Source organism: Bradyrhizobium algeriense (genome assembly GCF_003062295.1).
Taxonomy (GTDB): Bacteria; Pseudomonadota; Alphaproteobacteria; order Rhizobiales; family Xanthobacteraceae; genus Bradyrhizobium; species Bradyrhizobium algeriense.
Genome location: NZ_PYCN01000009.1, coordinates 198,930 through 214,502, shown reverse-complemented (window position 1 = coordinate 214,502; position 15,573 = coordinate 198,930). Strand labels below are relative to the sequence as shown.

At 63.7% G+C, this 15,573-nt stretch carries 14 protein-coding genes; 8 read left to right on the top strand and 6 right to left on the bottom strand.

What is annotated here, in order from left to right; genetic code table 11:
* The first annotated feature begins 32 nt into the window (after positions 1 to 32).
* The 5 genes from C7G61_RS19675 (at position 33) to C7G61_RS19655 (ending at position 4,820) form a co-directional block, all read left to right on the top strand.
* A complete protein-coding gene (locus C7G61_RS19675; RefSeq protein ID WP_108517299.1) occupies positions 33 to 800 on the top strand; it encodes an ABC transporter substrate-binding protein in 768 nt (255 codons plus the stop codon).
* Positions 800 to 1,453 carry an amino acid ABC transporter permease gene (locus C7G61_RS19670; RefSeq protein WP_108517435.1) on the top strand — a complete coding sequence of 218 codons (654 nt, stop codon included), beginning with the start codon at positions 800 to 802 and terminating at the stop codon, positions 1,451 to 1,453. The genes C7G61_RS19675 and C7G61_RS19670 overlap by 1 nt, the downstream gene beginning before the upstream one ends.
* Positions 1,450 to 2,181 carry an amino acid ABC transporter ATP-binding protein gene (locus C7G61_RS19665; protein ID WP_108517297.1) on the top strand — a complete coding sequence of 244 codons (732 nt, stop codon included), beginning with the start codon at positions 1,450 to 1,452 and terminating at the stop codon, positions 2,179 to 2,181. The genes C7G61_RS19670 and C7G61_RS19665 overlap by 4 nt, the downstream gene beginning before the upstream one ends.
* Positions 2,182 to 2,198: 17 nt before the next feature.
* The gene (locus tag C7G61_RS19660; RefSeq protein WP_108517295.1) at positions 2,199 to 3,491 is read left to right on the top strand and encodes an NAD(P)/FAD-dependent oxidoreductase; all 1,293 of its coding nucleotides are present in this window, start codon (positions 2,199 to 2,201) and stop codon (positions 3,489 to 3,491) included.
* 132 nt (positions 3,492 to 3,623) lie between these two features.
* On the top strand, positions 3,624 to 4,820 hold the full coding sequence (locus C7G61_RS19655) for a DUF1236 domain-containing protein (protein ID WP_108517293.1): 1,197 nt from the start codon (positions 3,624 to 3,626) through the stop codon (positions 4,818 to 4,820).
* Between the two features lie 125 nt (positions 4,821 to 4,945).
* Here C7G61_RS19655 and C7G61_RS19650 read toward each other — a convergent pair whose 3' ends face one another.
* Positions 4,946 to 6,538 carry a gamma-glutamyltransferase family protein gene (locus tag C7G61_RS19650; protein ID WP_108517433.1) on the bottom strand — a complete coding sequence of 531 codons (1,593 nt, stop codon included), beginning with the start codon at positions 6,536 to 6,538 and terminating at the stop codon, positions 4,946 to 4,948.
* Between the two features lie 199 nt (positions 6,539 to 6,737).
* Here C7G61_RS19650 and C7G61_RS19645 point away from each other — a divergent pair, with 199 nt between their 5' ends.
* Positions 6,738 to 7,469: a gamma-glutamylcyclotransferase gene (locus C7G61_RS19645; RefSeq protein WP_108517431.1), complete on the top strand. Its 732-nt coding sequence runs from the start codon at positions 6,738 to 6,740 to the stop codon at positions 7,467 to 7,469.
* A 66-nt stretch (positions 7,470 to 7,535) separates the two neighbouring features.
* On the opposite strand, the gene C7G61_RS19640 is transcribed toward C7G61_RS19645, so the two are convergent.
* Positions 7,536 to 8,180, bottom strand: a complete 645-nt coding sequence (locus C7G61_RS19640) for a hypothetical protein (RefSeq protein ID WP_145963657.1) — start codon at positions 8,178 to 8,180, stop codon at positions 7,536 to 7,538.
* Positions 8,181 to 8,588: 408 nt separating this feature from the next.
* Here C7G61_RS19640 and C7G61_RS19635 point away from each other — a divergent pair, with 408 nt between their 5' ends.
* Positions 8,589 to 10,253 (top strand): flavin-containing monooxygenase, encoded by a 1,665-nt coding sequence (locus tag C7G61_RS19635; protein ID WP_108517288.1) that lies wholly within the window; start codon positions 8,589 to 8,591, stop codon positions 10,251 to 10,253.
* A 32-nt stretch (positions 10,254 to 10,285) separates the two neighbouring features.
* Here C7G61_RS19635 and C7G61_RS19630 read toward each other — a convergent pair whose 3' ends face one another.
* From C7G61_RS19630 to C7G61_RS19620, 3 genes are all read right to left on the bottom strand, one after another.
* On the bottom strand, positions 10,286 to 11,137 hold the full coding sequence (locus C7G61_RS19630) for a phytanoyl-CoA dioxygenase family protein (RefSeq protein ID WP_108517285.1): 852 nt from the start codon (positions 11,135 to 11,137) through the stop codon (positions 10,286 to 10,288).
* 82 nt (positions 11,138 to 11,219) lie between these two features.
* Positions 11,220 to 11,720: an L-2-amino-thiazoline-4-carboxylic acid hydrolase gene (locus C7G61_RS19625; protein ID WP_108517283.1), complete on the bottom strand. Its 501-nt coding sequence runs from the start codon at positions 11,718 to 11,720 to the stop codon at positions 11,220 to 11,222.
* Between the two features lie 39 nt (positions 11,721 to 11,759).
* A complete protein-coding gene (locus C7G61_RS19620) occupies positions 11,760 to 12,143 on the bottom strand; it encodes a nuclear transport factor 2 family protein (RefSeq protein ID WP_108517281.1) in 384 nt (127 codons plus the stop codon).
* Between the two features lie 185 nt (positions 12,144 to 12,328).
* On the opposite strand from C7G61_RS19620, the gene C7G61_RS19615 reads away from it, so the two are divergent.
* Complete coding sequence (locus C7G61_RS19615; protein WP_108517279.1) at positions 12,329 to 12,715, top strand: TfoX/Sxy family protein; 387 nt, start codon at positions 12,329 to 12,331, stop codon at positions 12,713 to 12,715.
* 55 nt (positions 12,716 to 12,770) lie between these two features.
* Here the strand turns inward: C7G61_RS19615 and C7G61_RS46105 are convergent, their stop codons facing one another.
* Positions 12,771 to 15,449, bottom strand: a complete 2,679-nt coding sequence (locus C7G61_RS46105) for a flavin-containing monooxygenase (RefSeq protein ID WP_108517276.1) — start codon at positions 15,447 to 15,449, stop codon at positions 12,771 to 12,773.
* Positions 15,450 to 15,573: the final 124 nt, after the last annotated feature.

Below are 15,573 nucleotides of genomic sequence, written 5' to 3'. Positions count from 1 at the left end.
CGGGCGGCGGTGTTCGATCCAGGAGTGGTGCCATGGCTCTCAAACGTCTCGTCCAGGCCGCGATGGCGGCTGTTGTTCTGACCGCCGCGATGCCGGCATCCGCGCAAAAGGTGCTGAAAGTGGGCTCGACCCCGACCGGCGTGCCCTTCACCTTCCTCGAGACCAAGACCAACAGCATTCAGGGCATCATGGTCGATCTCATCACCGAGATCGGCAAGGATGCCGGCTTCCAGGTTCAGATCGAGCCGATGCAGTTCTCGACGCTGATCGCCTCGCTCACCTCGAACAAGATCGACATCATCTCGGCGGCGATGTTCGTTACGCCAGCACGCAAGGAAGTGATCGATTTCTCCGAACCGTTCTACAGCTATGGCGAGGGACTTCTGGTGCCGAAGAGCGACACCAGGACCTATGCCAAGCAGGACGATCTGAAGGGCGAGGTGGTCGGTGCGCAGGTCGGAACGGCGTTCGTCGATGCGCTGAAGAAGTCCGGACTGTTCAGTGAGGTGAAGGCCTACGACACGATCCCGGATATTCTGCGCGACGTCAACGCCGGACGGCTCAAGGCCGGCTTCGCCGACTACCCGATCCTTGCCTACAACCTCAAGCAGGGCGGTTTCTCCGAGGCGCGCATCGTCGAGAGCTACAAGCCGACCACCATAGGCGCGGTCGGAATCGGCGTGCGCAAGGGCGATATCGAACTGCTCGCCAAGATCAACACCTCGCTGGCGAAGCTGAAGGCGAACGGCACGGTGGAAAAGATCCTCGATAAATGGGGCCTGAAGGCGCAGGGGACCTGATGCAGGCCTTCTGGCGCGATACTGTCGAGTTCCTGCCGATCCTGATGAGCGGTGTGGCGCTGACGATTATCGTCACGCTGGGATCGTTGGTCTTGTCGACCATGCTCGGCCTGGTCTGGGCGCTGATGCGCGTATCGGGTATCGGCTTTCTCACGGGACTCAGCGCCGGCGTGATCAACGTGATCCGCGGCATCCCGATCATCGTGCTGCTGTTCTATCTCTACTTCGTGATGCCGGAATTCGGCCTGACGATGACGGCGCTGCAGGCGGCGATTCTCGGTCTCGGCATCGCTTACTCGGCCTACCAGGCCGAGAATTTTCGCGCCGGCATCGAAGCCATCGACAAGGGCCAGATTGAGGCGGCGCAGGCGATCGGCATGAGCTGGTGGCTGACCATGCGCCGCGTGGTGTTGCCGCAGGCGGTTAGAATCGTGCTGCCGCCCTATGGCAACGTGATGATCATGATGCTGAAGGATTCGTCCCAGGCCTCGACCATCACGGTCGCCGAACTCGCCTTGCAAGGCAAGCTGATCGCGTCCTCCACCTTCAAGAACACCAGCGTGTTCACGCTTGTTGCGCTGATGTATCTCACCATGAGCATCCCGCTCATCCTTCTGGTCCGTCACTTCGAAAAGCGGGCAGGCCAGAAATGATCGAGCTCTCCAACGTCCACAAGAGTTTTGGCAAGGTCGAGGTGCTCAAGGGCATCACGGCGTCGGTCGAGAAGGGCGAGGTGGTCTGCATCATCGGTCCCTCGGGCTCGGGTAAATCCACCATCCTGCGCTGTATCAACGGACTGGAAAGCTATGACAGCGGCGACATCCTTGTCGAAGGCGCGAAGGTCGATCGCAATGCGCCTTCGATCGTTTCGGTCCGCACCCAGGTCTCGATGGTGTTCCAGCGCTTCAACCTGTTTCCGCACCGGACCGCGCTCGAGAACGTCATCGAAGGCCCCGTTTATGTGAAGAAGGAGCCGCGCGCCGAGGCGCTGGAGCGCGGCCGCGCGCTGCTGGCGCGGGTTGGGCTGGCGGAGAAAGCCGATGTCCACCCGCCGCAACTGTCGGGCGGACAGCAACAGCGCGTCGCTATTGCGCGTGCGCTCGCGATGCAGCCGAAGGCGATATTATTTGACGAGCCGACCTCGGCGCTCGATCCCGAACTGGTCGGCGATGTGTTGGGCGTGATGCGAAAACTCGCCGATGACGGCATGACCATGGTCGTCGTCACCCATGAAATGGCATTTGCCAAGGACGTCGCCGACCGCGTGCTGTTCATCGACGGCGGCGTGATCGTCGAGCAGGGGCCGGCGAAGTCAGTCCTCAACCAGCCGCAGCATGCGCGCACGCAGGACTTTCTACGGCGCGTGCTGCATCCGCTCTAAACTCCGGTCGTTTGTCCATGAGTTCACCTGTCTCGCTGCCACTGCCGCCAAGCCTCTATGCCGATACGGCCGTGACGCCGACGCCTGCGCCGCCGCTCGATGCGGACAAAAATGTCTCGGTCGCGATCATCGGCGGCGGTTTTACCGGGCTGTCGACGGCGCTGCATCTGGCCGAGCAGGGCGTGAACGCAATCGTGCTGGAAGCGCAGCAGCCGGGCTGGGGCGCGTCGGGCAACAATGGCGGGCAGGTCAATCCGGGGCTGAAGCACGACCCTGACCAGATCGAGGCGGATTTCGGCACTGAGCTCGGCGGCCGCATGATCGCGTTTTCCTACGGCACCACCAACTACACGTTCGACCTGATCCGCCGCTACCAGATCCCCTGCGAGGCGCGGCAGAACGGCACGCTGCGCGCGGCTTACAATGAAGCAAGCGCGGCGGGAATCGAAAACACCGCAAAACAATGCATCCGCCGCGGCATGCCGGTGACGCTGCTGAACCGCGAACAGATGCGGGAGATGACCGGGACCGACCGCTATCTCTGCGCCATGCTGGACAATCGCGGCGGCGACCTGCATCCGCTGAGCTACGCGCGCGGTCTGGCGCGCGCCGCGATCGCGGCGGGCGCGGTCGTTCATGGCGAGACGCCGGCGCTCTCTCTGTCGCGTGAAGGCGCCGGCTGGCACATTGAGACGCCGCGTGGAATCGTGCGCGCCGAAAAGGTGCTGCTGGCGACCAATGGCTTCACCGATGATCTGTGGCCGGGCCTGCGCCGCACCATCGTTCCGGTGTTCTCCTCGATCGCCGCCACCGCACCTTTGCCCGAGGAGGTGGCGCGCGCGATCATGCCGACGCGTTCTGTTCTGTACGAGAGCGGCCACATCACCGTCTATTACCGCATCGATGCGCACAATCGCTTGTTGATGGGCGGTCGCGGGCCAATGCGCTGGATCAGCAAGCCTGCCGATGTCGCCTATCTCATCCGCTACGCGGAACGCCTATGGCCGGGCGTGAAAGGCGCCACATGGACGCACGGCTGGAACAGCCGGCTCGCGATCACGCCCGATCACTATCCCCATGTGCACGAGCCGGCGGAAAATCTCCTGATCTCGCTCGGCTGCAACGGCCGCGGCGTCGCGCTCTCGACCGCGATGGGCGCGCAGCTCGCACGTCGTCTCGTCGGCGGCAAGAATGCCGCGATCGACATGCCCGTTACTGGTATCAAGCCGATGCCGCTGCACGCGTTCTGGCCGATCGGCGTCACTGCCGCTGTCGTGGCAGGGCGGATGCGGGACCGGCTGGGCATGTAGCGGCGCGGCGGCCGCTAACCTTCGATCGACTAAAGAGTCATACCACTCGCCTCGGACGGAACTCGCCTTGGACGGAACCTTCCATCCCCGGCCAGCGTTCGCTTGCGCAGGGCCAAGTTTGAGGAGGTCAGGATGCGCAAGCAGCTATTGTTGTCGACTGGAATTGTTTGCCTGATGCTGGCACCGGGTCTGTCGTATGGGCAGGCCCCAACGGGAAGAAGCGAGGAGCCGAAGCAGATGCAGCCGAGCGGCGCCGGCAAAGGTGCTGCATCGCAAGAACGCGGCGCCGAGCGCGCGCAAGAACGCGCGAAGGGTGGGGAACAGAAGGCTCAAGGCGCGATGGGTCGCGAAGAAAGGGGAACCGGTTCCCGGCAGGCCGGGGAAAAGGGCAAGGCTGCGACGCCCGGGGCGGATCGTCCGACGGCCGCGAGCGATGACAGCAAGCGTGGACGCGGTGAAGACGCACGGCCAGCAGCGCGCGCGCAGGACTCACGTCAAGGAGGTCGAGAAGGCAAGGACGCCAAGGGCAGCGCCGAGATGAAGCGCGACGGTACCGGCGGCAAGTCCAGCGTCGAATCCGAGAAGACCAAGGGCGGAACTGCGGCGTCGCAGAAGGAGCGCGAGGGCACGACCACCACGCAGAAAGAGCCGAGCCGCGATCAGCGTGGCGAACCCTCAAAGGATGCTGCTCAGCAGAGCAAGGATCGGCCGGCCGCCGCGAGTGAAACCACGCGCACACAGACCCAGACCAGCCAGACGCAGAGCCAGCAGTCGGGGATCTCGACCGACAGGCAGGTTCGCATTTCCGAGACGTTGACTCGCGAGCGGCTCGCGCCGCCGCAGCGCAATCTCAACGTCGCGATCCGGGTCGGCGAACGGATTCCGCGGAACGTGCGTGTCCAACGGCTGCCGGCTGCCATCGTCGCGATTGAGCCGGCGTACCGCGGTTATGATTACTTCACGACCGAAGAGGAAATCGTGATCATCGAACCCGGCACGCAGCGGATCGTAAGCCATGTCCCGCGAGACGCGTCGCGCATTCGCGCCGCGGGCGGTGAGACCGGCAGTGGACGTGCGGCCGACGCTATGGCCCAGGCCGGCGGTGCGCCTTGCCGTATCATGCGCCGGGATACCGCGGGCAATGTCACCGAAGTCTCGCCCACGACAGTTGGTTCGACCGCACCGCAGGATTCGATCAGCGTCACCGTTCGTGCGCCGGGCGGCGGCGGGGCAACGAACCCGATCGCATTGGGTGCATCCGATGGACAAATCGTGGTCGCAATGCAAGGCGGCGACTGCACCGTAACGATCGAGCCGCAGCCACGGTAGACACGTGCGTTCAGCCTCTCGGGAGGCGGCCGCGTCAGGTGTAGATACGATATGAACGGAAAGTGCGGCGTCCTGATTGCCGCACTTTCCTCTTCAACCACATTGCCGTCTCGCAAATGGCCGTCTCACCCCTCCGCCACCGCCTCGCTCCACGGCTGGAACACCTCGGTCGCGCCGCTGTTGGTGTCGCCGTCGCGCAGCACGATGCTGGGGCAGGCGAATTTCATCGGCAGGGTCTGGATGCGGGCTTCCTCGTAGTCGAAGCGCGCGCGCAACGCTTCGCGTGCGGCCTGCGGCAGGCGCACATCGCCGATCACGACGGCGCCTTCGCTGGCGTCGATGCGGGGCTGGTGAATCGCCGCATCGAGGTCCATGCCGTAATCCATCACAAAGGACAGCAGCTGGCTCACCGCCGGCAGGATGCGCCGGCCGCCGGACGCGCCGATGGCAGCGCGGCGGCCATCACTAGCCTGCGCCAGCACCGGTGTGTAATTGGTCAGGCAGCGCTTGCCGGGCGCCAGCGAGTTCGGCGCGCCCGGGCTCGGGTCGAACCACATGATGCCGTTGTTCATGGTGATACCGGTCTGGCTGGATACGAATTTGGAGCCGAAGGACGAGAGCAGCGTCTGCGTCACCGCGGCCATGTTGCCGTCGCGATCGACCGCCGAGAAATGCGTGGTGCAGGCCGGCGCCAGCGCTTCCGCGCCGAGCGAATGCCTGCCGTCTTCATCGCCCATGCCCTTCAGCCGCTCACGATAGGCCGCCTGCAGCGCCGAGGCATAGGCGACATAGGCTGCCGCATCCGGTCCGCCGCGCGCGGGCTTGAGATCGTTCTGCAACAGACCGAGCGTGCGCGAAAGCGTTGGACCTGCGGTGAGTTCTGGTGTCGCGAACACCTTGCCGCCGCGATACGGGATCGCCAGTGGCTCACGCAGATGCGCGCGGAACGGCTTGAGGTCTTCGACCGACAGCGCGCCGCCAGCGGCCTGGATGTCGGCGGCGAGGTTTTGCGCCAGATCGCCCTCGTAGAAGTCGCGCGGGCCGGCGCTGGCGAGTTGCGCCATCGTGGCCTTGAGCCGGTCCTGCGGCATGCGAACTTTGGCCTTGATGGCCCATTGCGGATTCGGCGGCAGGCCATCCTGCAGATAGGCGGCGGCGCTGGCGGGATAACGCCGCAGATCCGCAGCCGCGCTCGAAATCATCAGCGTGGTCCACCAGTCGACGGCAAGGCCCGCATCGGCGAGCTTGACGCTCGGCGCCAGCAATTCCTTCCACGGCAGTTTGGCGTGGCGGCGGTGCGCTTCCTCCATGCCGGCCACCACGCCGGGCACGGCAATCGAGCCGGGACCATGGATATTGCGGTCGTCCTTCACCCGCGGCCAAGGGAAAATATCCGACGCCGCGCCGTCGCCGGTCAGCGGATAATCCTCCAGCCGGAGGCTGACGGGCGCGCGCATGCCGTAGTCGATCACTTCATAGCGGTCTTCCCGCGCCCGGTAGAGCACCATCGCGCCGCCGCCGCCGAGCCCGCTCATCCAGGGCTCCAGCACGCCCAGCGCAAAGGTGGTCGCGATGACAGCGTCGACGCAGTCGCCGCCCGCGGCCAGCACCTCGGCGCCGACTTGCGCCGCCCTGCCAGATTGTGCGGCGACGATACCGCCCTTGGAGGTGATTGCGGGCTTGCGGATCGCTTGCGTGTTGGAGAACTGGTCGCGCATCGGATGGCCTTCGATATCGGGGGGAAGTTTTGCGGGGGGCGGGGTCGGGGTGAGCTTCATTACACCCTAAAAATCCCGGGCGAGCCATGACAGAATAACATGCAAGGGGACCACATTCGTTCGTCTTCACGGTTGGCGCCGGAAGGCCGACAATGGCACATTGCAGAGAATTGTCGCATCGCCAAAGGAGCATGCCGGCTTGACCGCGGACGCATTCATTCATTTGCCCGAGCTTCGAACCCGGGTGACGCATCCGGAGAAATCGCGGCTGCGGCTGACGCCCGAGATGTTTGCGATGTGGGAGCAGCGTGTGCGGGAAGCGGGATGGCCCGCAGACTGGCGGCTGTCGGACGAGGTGATCGAGGCGTCGCGGCTGGCGGTGCTCGGCGATCACGGCGCGGGCTGCGACCTCTGGATCTATTGCTACGGCTCGCTGATGTGGGATCCAGGATTTCATTTCGCCGAAGTCCGGCTTGCCGACGTCGAGGGCTATCAGCGCCGCTTCACGCTCAAGATCAATCTCGGCCGGGGCTCGCATGACTATCCGGCGCTGATGCTTTCGCTGGAGCCGCAGCAAGGACGTTGCCACGGGCTGGCGTTCCGCATCGCCGCCGATTCGGTTCATGCTGAAACTGCGATCCTGTGGCGCCGCGAAATGCTGCGCGGCGGCTATGCGCCGGCGGTGGTGCCGATGCTGACGCCGCAAGGGCCGATCGAGGCGCTTGCCTTTGTCTCGAACCCTTCGCATCCGAGCTATGTCGGCGAACTGCCGTTGGCGGAGACCGTGCGCCTGATCGCGAGCGGGAAGGGCATCCTCGGCACCAACAGGGAATACCTCGTGCAACTGGCGACGCAACTCGATGCGCTGGGGATACAAGATCCCTATGTCGAGCAGCTGCTTGCACAGATAGCTGCTGCCACGAGCGGCTGACGTGCCTGGTATTGACCGAGCTTTCGATCCCGAACGTAACCAGCAAGGTATCCCGAAAAATTCTGCCTATGGACCCGCAACGCCGCTTGTTGTGTTGATCGCGCTACAGAGTGCTTGGTTGAGCAGCACGAACAGCTCGCCGGAAAGCGCGTCGTTTTCCCGCTGATCGTCTCCGTCGAATCCGAGGTCGTTCCAGGTGCCCATTCCGCCGAAGACCCAAGCGGCCTGAACCGCTCCGAGAAGCTGTTTTGCCTCGAGCGGCATTGCCGGCGTGGGGGCGAGATCAGAATGATACGTCTCGGCGAGCGGGTGGTCTGAAGACAAAAGACCCCTCGCTTTTCGAAACACACCGGCAAAGTGTTCCAGTTTCTGCCTGGCCGCAAAAGCCTCGATCTTCGACAGTACCGTCATGAGATCCTGTCGAAGTGCCGTCAGGCTCTTTGTTCGCAAGGGAATATGCGAGCGGCCCTGGTCGATCCGGAAATAGGCAACTTCCCAGATCTTTTGATCGGGATCGTCCTTGTTTACGACCTGCCATCTGGCCTGCCACACGTCGGACACCCGCGCCTGTTGGGTCTCAATGAGCCATCGTCCGCCGCCTCCGACAAAGCCGACAGACATTCGATCACTGATCCCAGGATCGTTGTGGGCGACCGCGTGGAGGCGCAGACCGGTCGTGCCTTCGTCCCTCAGCCTTGCGATCCATTGCATCGGATCTTCCGCGAACGGGCGCTCCGTCGGCTTGGTTGCCTCGCCGCTCAGCGCGACAAACCTTACGGCTTTGCAGAATTTGAATACGGTCGAAGCCGGCCAGAAATTCTCCCGTGAATATCCGCGAAGAATGTCATTGCCGAAAATCGCAAGTGCGGCGGCCTGGGCAATTGTTCCTTGCAAGATTTATGATCCCGGTTTGACGCGTGAAGAGTATCGTTCGGCGCCCCATCATCGTCAACGTTGCGGCGCGACCGGGCGTCCGGAACGGGCCAATTTTCACCGCTATCTGGTTTCGCAACGCAGATCGGCTTGCTGACGCAAGTGCAAGGCTTGGATAATTGCTATAGTGCGGTCCGATCGCGCAGAAATCGTCGACGCCAAAAACAATAAATGGGGAAGCCGCGCATGACCGGGGACATCAAGCCGCATTACGAGGTCGTCGTCGTTGGCGCGGGCGTGTCGGGCATTTACCAGATCAAGCGGCTGGCCGACCTCGGGGTGGATGCTCTGGTGCTGGATGCCGCTCCCGATCTCGGCGGCACCTGGTACTGGAACCGCTACCCGGGCGCGCGCTTCGATTCCGAGAGCTACACCTACGGTTATTCCTTCTCGAAAGAGCTGCTCAACGAGTGGCACTGGAAGGAACGGTTTTCGGCGCAGCCGGAGAACCTCCGCTACCTCAACTACGTCGCCGACAAGTTCGATCTGCGCAAGTATATGCGGTTCAATCTTAAGGTGGAGGCGGCGGCCTTCGACGAGGCAAATCATCTGTGGCGGCTCAGGCTCGACGACGGCTTTGAGCTGACCTGCCGGTTCGTCATTCTTGCGGTCGGGTTGCTGGCGATACCGACGCTGCCGCGGCTGGAAGGCATGGAGACGTTCAAGGGGCGCTCGTTCCACACGTTTTATTGGCCGCATGAGCCGGTCGAACTGGCCGGCAAGAAGGTCGGCATCATCGGCACCGGCGCCACCGCAATCCAGGTGATCGGCGAGATCGCCGACAAGGTCGGCGAACTCACGGTGTTTCAGCGCCGTCCGAACTGGAGCGCGCCGCTCAACAACAGCCCGATCTCCGAAGCTGATATGGCCGACATTCGCGCGCGCTACGATGAGATTTTCGCGGCCTGCAAGCGCACGCCCGGCGGGTTCGAGCATGAGCCGGATCGGCGCGGCTTCTATGAGGTCACGGCTGAGGAGCGGATCGCGCTGTGGGACAATCTCTATGACGAGCCCGGCTTCGGCATTTGGCTGAGTAATTTCCGCGAGATTTTTACCGACGAGGCGGCCAACGCCGAGTTTTCCGCCTACATCGCCGGCCGTATCCGCCGGCGCGTCAAGGACCCGGTGACGGCGGAGAAACTTATTCCGAAGGATCACGGCTTTGGCGTGCAGCGGGTGCCGCTGGAGACCAATTACTTCGAGGCCTATAACCGCGACAATGTGCACCTCGTCGACATCAGCGAGACCCCGATCGAGCGGGTGACCGAAGCCGGCCTGCGCACCAGCGCGCGCGACTACGAGCTCGATATCCTCGTCTATTCCACCGGCTTCGATGCCATCACCGGCTCATTCGACGCGATCGACATCACTGGCGTTGGCGGAATGAAGCTGGCCGACCAATGGCGCGACGGACCCTCGACCTTTCTCGGCATGATGGCCCATGGTTTTCCGAACCTGTTGATGCCGACCGGCCCGCAGAGCGGCTCGGCCTCGACGAATTTTCCGCGCGGCATCGAGAACGGTGTCGGCTGGTGCATGGGACTGCTTGAGCACATCTGGCGCCGCGGCTATACGCGGGCGGAGCCAACGGCCGAAGCGCAGGCGCGCTGGACCGCGCATGTGACGAAGATGTACGCCATCATGCTGATGCGCAAAGCCAAGTCATGGTTCACTGGCTACAATTCCAACATCCCCGGCCATGAACACGGCAAGACGCGATATCTCGTTTATAATGGCGGTACGCCGAAGTATGTCGCGGCCATCACCGACGTTGCCGAGAGGGGCTATGAGGGCATCGTGTTCGATGCGGGTGCGCAGGTTTCGGCGAGGCCGGCGACCGTCGCCGAGTAAGGCGCGTGGAGGCCCCAGCGCCCTTGCACCACTCAGTGTGTCCGCAGCAGGCGCCTGGGATGAACGCCGTCGACATATCCCATGAACGGCGGATGGATCGAGTAGCCGATCAGCTCGCGGGCGCGCTCCGGCAATTGGCTCGCCACTTCGGCGGGGACGGCGAGCGCCATGTTCTCGAGTTGCCGCACCCAGCCCACGCAATATTGCGGCGTGACGATCAGGCGCGGCCGGTCTGACCGGTTGGCGCCGCCGCGGTGCCACAGCGTTCCCTTGGTGATCGCCAGCGATCCCGATGGCATGATTAGCTTGACGGCATCGGCCCTGTTGCCCTCATCGTGATCGGCTGTGTTGGTGAAATGAGCAGGCTGCAGCGCGCCCTCGATATATTGCCCGTCCCACAGATGGCTTCCCGGAATGATTTCGGTGGCACCGTTCTGGTCGGTCGTGTCGTCGATCGCCCAGAACGTAGAGATGCCAAGCGCGGGGCGGGGCCGCGGGATCTTGACGCCGCCGTCGTCGAAGTGCCAGGGCTGCACCGTCTCGCCGGGATGCAGATTGATCGCGAGCATGGCGGATAATAGGCAGCTCTCGCCGAGTTCAGCTTCGGCAAAGGCCATGGCGAGCGGATGGATCGCGAGTTCTGCAAAGACCGGCGATTTCGCCAGCAGGGCATAGACCCGGTTGGTCCTGGTGCCTTCGAAATCGTTGCGGCCGAGCAGATCGCGCGCCAGGTGCGGCGCCAGCGCCGCGCGGATTTCAGCGACGCGATCGGGCGCAAGAACGCGTTCGAAGATCAGGTAACCGCTGCGGTCGAACTCTTCCCTTAAGGAGGCGAATGAGCGTCCCTTGAGCCAGGGCGATGCTTGCTCCGCTGTCGTTGCCATCGGCGCTCTCCCTTGCGAGCCCGGTCAAGCCGGGTTTCTTGGAGGACATCATACTCGATTGAGAGCGTTTTTCACGAAGCAATTACGTTCGCGGCGCGAACCTGTAGCGGAACGTGCAGCTCGGCGCGCCCTGCATCAGGGTCTGGTCGCGCGTGAGGTCGACGTCGCTGCCGCCGGCCGCGACGATATCGAAATCGGTGGCGCAGACCAGCAGCGCGCCAAGCTCCGGCTCGCCGAGCGCGCGAAAGAATTCCGCGAACCGGCAATGCGTGACGTCGAATTCCAGCGCCTCCTCGTCGTGACGGCGCATCTCCACCGTCACTTCCCGTTCGGTGACTTCGGCGAGTGCGGTGTGCATCGCCGCCCATTTACGCCGCGCGCTGCCCTGAACGCTTTCGCCCACGGCGGCGAATAGTTGCTTCGACCAGTCGCGCAGCGCGTCCTTTACGATCGCATCGGCCCTTTCCTTGCCCAGTTCAGCGCGCAACGCCCGCAGCACGGGCACCAGGACCTGGGCCTGGATCCGCGTCTTGTCCAGGAGGGACAGGCGGGAATCGATCATGTAATCGTCGAGTACGTTCATCGCGGGGCTCCTTCCATGTCGCGACGTGGCTGCGGCGGACTATTCCCGCATCTCGGTCATGAAGACCTTTTGCGCGATCTGCCAGCGGCCGTCGATCTTCAACAGCGACAGTTGATCGGTAAAGAAGCGCGGCGGGATCGCGCATTTGAGCTTGACGTAGGCCATCGTCGGACCGACGAGATCGATCGACAGCACCTGATCGTGGCGCGGCAGCCCGCGCTGCTTCGGCGATGGCCTGTTCCGGACGTTGTTCAGCCAGACGTCGCGGGGCGTGATCGCCAGTTCGCCCGCCTCCGAGATGCTGGTCAGCGCGTTGGTCGGATGAAAGGCGCTGGCAATCTTGTCAGCGTCACCCTCGTGGAGACCGTCGAGGTAGGACTGGATCACGCTTTCGATAGCTTGTGTATCGTCTGTACCGGTCATGAGGTCTGAATTTCCGATGCTTTCGTTTTACTGGGAGATCGTGGGCGATCCTGGCAGGATAGTGCTGATGTCTCGGCGATAATAAGCGAAATTCATTGAGCGATTGACGTAGAAAATCTATTGCATGACAGTCTGCCGGGCCCTTGGCATCGGTGGCGGTGAATGAAACGCAAGCGGGATTGAGCATGGTTGCCAGCGAAACCTATGCCGAGTTCCTGCGCGAGCAGCTCGCGCCGCTCGGCCGCGTCACCCTGCGGGGCATGTTCGGCAAGACCGGCGTGTTCTGCGACGGGGTGATGCTGGGGGTGGTGACGGAGAACACGCTCTATTTCCGGGTGGATGATGAGAACCGGGAGGCGTTCAGGGAAGCGGAGGCGTTTCCGCCGCTCAACTACGCTAAGAAGGGCCAGATCATAGACCTCGCATTCTGGCGCGTGCCGGAACGGCTGTTCGACGAGCCCGATGAACTCATCGTGTGGGCGCGCGCAGCGCTGGCGGCGGCACACCGGGTTGCGGCGAAGCGGCCGGCGCCGAAGAAGCCCAACGCGTCAAGGCAACACAAGCGCGCATGAGCAACCAGAGCTGCGAGATACTCAGATCAGTTGCCAGCCATGCCTGCCTTGCGCGCTACCCTGCGGCAGCGTTCACCGCGATCGGCGAGGCATCCTCGCCACCCGCTTCAAACTTCCGGGGTAGCCCCGCAAAGCCGCGCAGGGCTTCAGCCATTTTCGCACGTCCGCTGACGCCGGTGATCACCACATCCACCATCATCAGGGATGTGTGGATGTGGCCACGCGCCTGCAATTGCTCGACCGGGACACCGGCGGCAGCCAGCGCCTCGGCATATTCGATGCCCTCGTCGCGCAGCGGATCGAACTCGCAGGTCGCCACGAACGCCGGGGGCAGATTAGCCAGATTGCCGCGCAGCGGTGAGACGCGCGGATCGGTGCGGTCGGCGGGCGAGCAATAGATGTCCCAGAACCAGAACATCAGCGATCGCGTCAGGAAATAACCGACCGCATTGTCGGTGTAGGACGGGCGGTCGAACCTGCAATCGGTGACCGGGCATATCAGGAGCTGGCCCGCGATTGGCGGGCCGCCGCGGTCGCGCGCCAACTGACAGGTGACGGCGGCGATGTTGGCGCCGGCGCTCCAGCCCGCGACCAGCACCGGTCCCGGCCTGCCGCCAAGTTCGGCTGCATGTTCGGCGACCCAGCGCGTCGCCGCATAGCCATCATCGGCCGCCGCCGGGAAGCGATGCTCGGGCGCATGGCGGTAGCCGACGCTGACGACGATCATGCCGCTGCGGCGGCAGATGTCGCGGCAGAACGGATCGTCGGATTGCTCGTCGCCGAATACCCAGCCGCCGCCGTGGAAATAGACCACGATCGGGTGCGGCCCCGGCGTTGCCGGCCGATAGAGACGGTAGGACAATAGACCATCGGCGCCGTGCAGCACGCCGTCGCCGACCTCGCCGACCGGGCGGCCGGCGGGACGACCCTTGTTGAATTCGGTAACGAAATCGCGCGCGCCTTGCGCTCCAAGTGATTCGATTTGCGGCAGGTTCATCTCTGCCAGCATGCCCAGCACCAGCCGCACGTCCGGCTGCAGGCGGACCACTTCGCCGTCGTTGCATTGCTCGGCAACATTGGGGCCGGTGAGCTTGAAACCCAGCATGCCGCGGCCGACGACTTCGTTGCAGATGCTGCGGTAGGGGCCGACGCCGCCGGTATAGGGCATCACGCCCTGCGCCTTGCCGGGAACGTTGGCGCCCGTGTACCAGGTGTTGGCGAGCCGATGCAGAGTGATCATCGAGCAGTCGGCCATGTGCCGCGCCCAGCCGGCTTGCGCCGTTTCGGTCGCGTCGATGGTCGTGAAGCCGGCCTCGCGCATCGCCGCCAGCCGTTCCACCACCCAGTCGACGTGTTGCTCGATCGAGACCGCCATGTTCGACAGCACCGACGGGCTGCCCGGGCCCGTGATCAGGAACAGGTTCGGGAAGCCCGAGACAGTAAGCCCGAGATAGGTCTGCGGGCCGTTGGCCCAGACGTCCGACAGCGATTTGCCATCGCGGCCCGTGATCGGATGCACCGCCTTGATGGCGCCGGTCATGGCGTCGAAGCCGGTGGCGAACACGATCACGTCGACGTCGAACGTGCGCTTGCCGGTGGTGATGCCGGTGGCCGTGATCTCAGTGATCGGCTCCTGCCGCAGGTTCACCAGCGTGACGTTGGGGCGGTTGTAGGTGGCGTAGTAGTTGGTATCAAGGCAGGGACGCTTGGCGCCGAACGGATGGTCGTGCGGGGTCAACGCTTCAGCTATCTCCGGGTCCTTGACGATGTTGCGGATTTTCTCGCGGATCAGATCCGCGAGCAGCGCATTGCCGTCGACGTCGACGCCCTGATCGGCCCAAAGCTGGGTCAGGATGTAGACGAGATCGCCGGTGGCCCAGGCCTGCTCGAACCGCTCGCGGCGCTCGGCATCGCTCAATTGCCAGCTCACCGCCATCTGTTGCGGATAGGGGACGCCCGCAAGCGACCAGCGCGCCTGCTCGCGGTAGCCGGTGCGGTCGCCTTCCAGCATCGCGCGGCGGTCCGCCGGTGCAGCACCATTATGCGCGGGCAAAGCGAAGTTCGGGGTGCGCTGGAAAACGGTGAGATGCGCCGCCTGCTCCGCAAGCAACGGGATCGACTGGATGCCTGATGATCCCGTGCCGATGACGGCGATGCGCTTGCCGGCCAGCTTGACCTCTTCATGCGGCCAGCGGCCGGTGAAATAGATCTCGCCCTTGAAATCCTTGACGCCATCGATCTCCGGCGGTTTTGGCGCAGAGAGGCAGCCGGTCGCCATGATGTAGTGGCGGCAGGAAACGCCAGCGCCATTGTCGGTCGTGAGCCGCCAGCGTTCTGCGCTCTGATCCCAATTCGCCGCCGTGACTTTTGTGCCAAAGCGGATGTCACGCCGCAGCTCGTACCTGTCGGCGACGAAGCCGAGATAGCGCAGGATTTCGGGTTGGGTGGCGTATTTCTCCGACCATTGCCACGCGCTCTCCAGTTCGGAATCGAACGTGTAGCTGTAGTCGATGGTCTGGATGTCGCAGCGTGCGCCGGGATAGCGGTTCCAGTACCAGGTGCCGCCGACATCGCCGGCCTCCTCGATCACGACAGCGGTGAAGCCGGCCTTGCGCAAGCGATGCAGGAGATAGAGGCCGGCAAATCCGGCGCCGACGACGGCAACATCGACCTGTTGCGTCGTGCCATCGTTTGTCGTCTCAGAAGAACGTGCTGCGACCGCTGCGTCTGGCATGCCACTCCTCCCATGTGTTTTATATTTTGGGGTAGGCTACTGCCGGGTGTCCGGTTTGTCATCAGGACAAATGCAATCGCTGGATGTTCCTTCGAGATACGATCTGCGGAGGCGTCCGATCCGC

Bases quoted from the DNA above. Each gene is read 5' to 3' on its own strand.
- C7G61_RS19665 (WP_108517297.1), top strand. From the start codon at position 1,450: ATGATCGAGCTCTCCAACGTCCACAAGAGTTTTGGCAAGGTCGAGGTG.
- C7G61_RS19660 (WP_108517295.1), top strand. From the start codon at position 2,199: ATGAGTTCACCTGTCTCGCTGCCACTGCCGCCAAGCCTCTATGCCGAT.
- C7G61_RS19615 (WP_108517279.1), top strand. From the start codon at position 12,329: ATGGTTGCCAGCGAAACCTATGCCGAGTTCCTGCGCGAGCAGCTCGCG.
- C7G61_RS19630 (WP_108517285.1), bottom strand. From the start codon at position 11,137: ATGGCAACGACAGCGGAGCAAGCATCGCCCTGGCTCAAGGGACGCTCA.
- C7G61_RS19650 (WP_108517433.1), bottom strand. From the start codon at position 6,538: ATGCGCGACCAGTTCTCCAACACGCAAGCGATCCGCAAGCCCGCAATC.
- C7G61_RS19625 (WP_108517283.1), bottom strand. From the start codon at position 11,720: ATGAACGTACTCGACGATTACATGATCGATTCCCGCCTGTCCCTCCTG.
- C7G61_RS19635 (WP_108517288.1), top strand. From the start codon at position 8,589: ATGACCGGGGACATCAAGCCGCATTACGAGGTCGTCGTCGTTGGCGCG.
- C7G61_RS19620 (WP_108517281.1), bottom strand. From the start codon at position 12,143: ATGACCGGTACAGACGATACACAAGCTATCGAAAGCGTGATCCAGTCC.
- C7G61_RS19675 (WP_108517299.1), top strand. From the start codon at position 33: ATGGCTCTCAAACGTCTCGTCCAGGCCGCGATGGCGGCTGTTGTTCTG.
- C7G61_RS46105 (WP_108517276.1), bottom strand. From the start codon at position 15,449: ATGCCAGACGCAGCGGTCGCAGCACGTTCTTCTGAGACGACAAACGAT.
- C7G61_RS19670 (WP_108517435.1), top strand. From the start codon at position 800: ATGCAGGCCTTCTGGCGCGATACTGTCGAGTTCCTGCCGATCCTGATG.
- C7G61_RS19655 (WP_108517293.1), top strand. From the start codon at position 3,624: ATGCGCAAGCAGCTATTGTTGTCGACTGGAATTGTTTGCCTGATGCTG.
- C7G61_RS19640 (WP_145963657.1), bottom strand. From the start codon at position 8,180: ATGCAATGGATCGCAAGGCTGAGGGACGAAGGCACGACCGGTCTGCGC.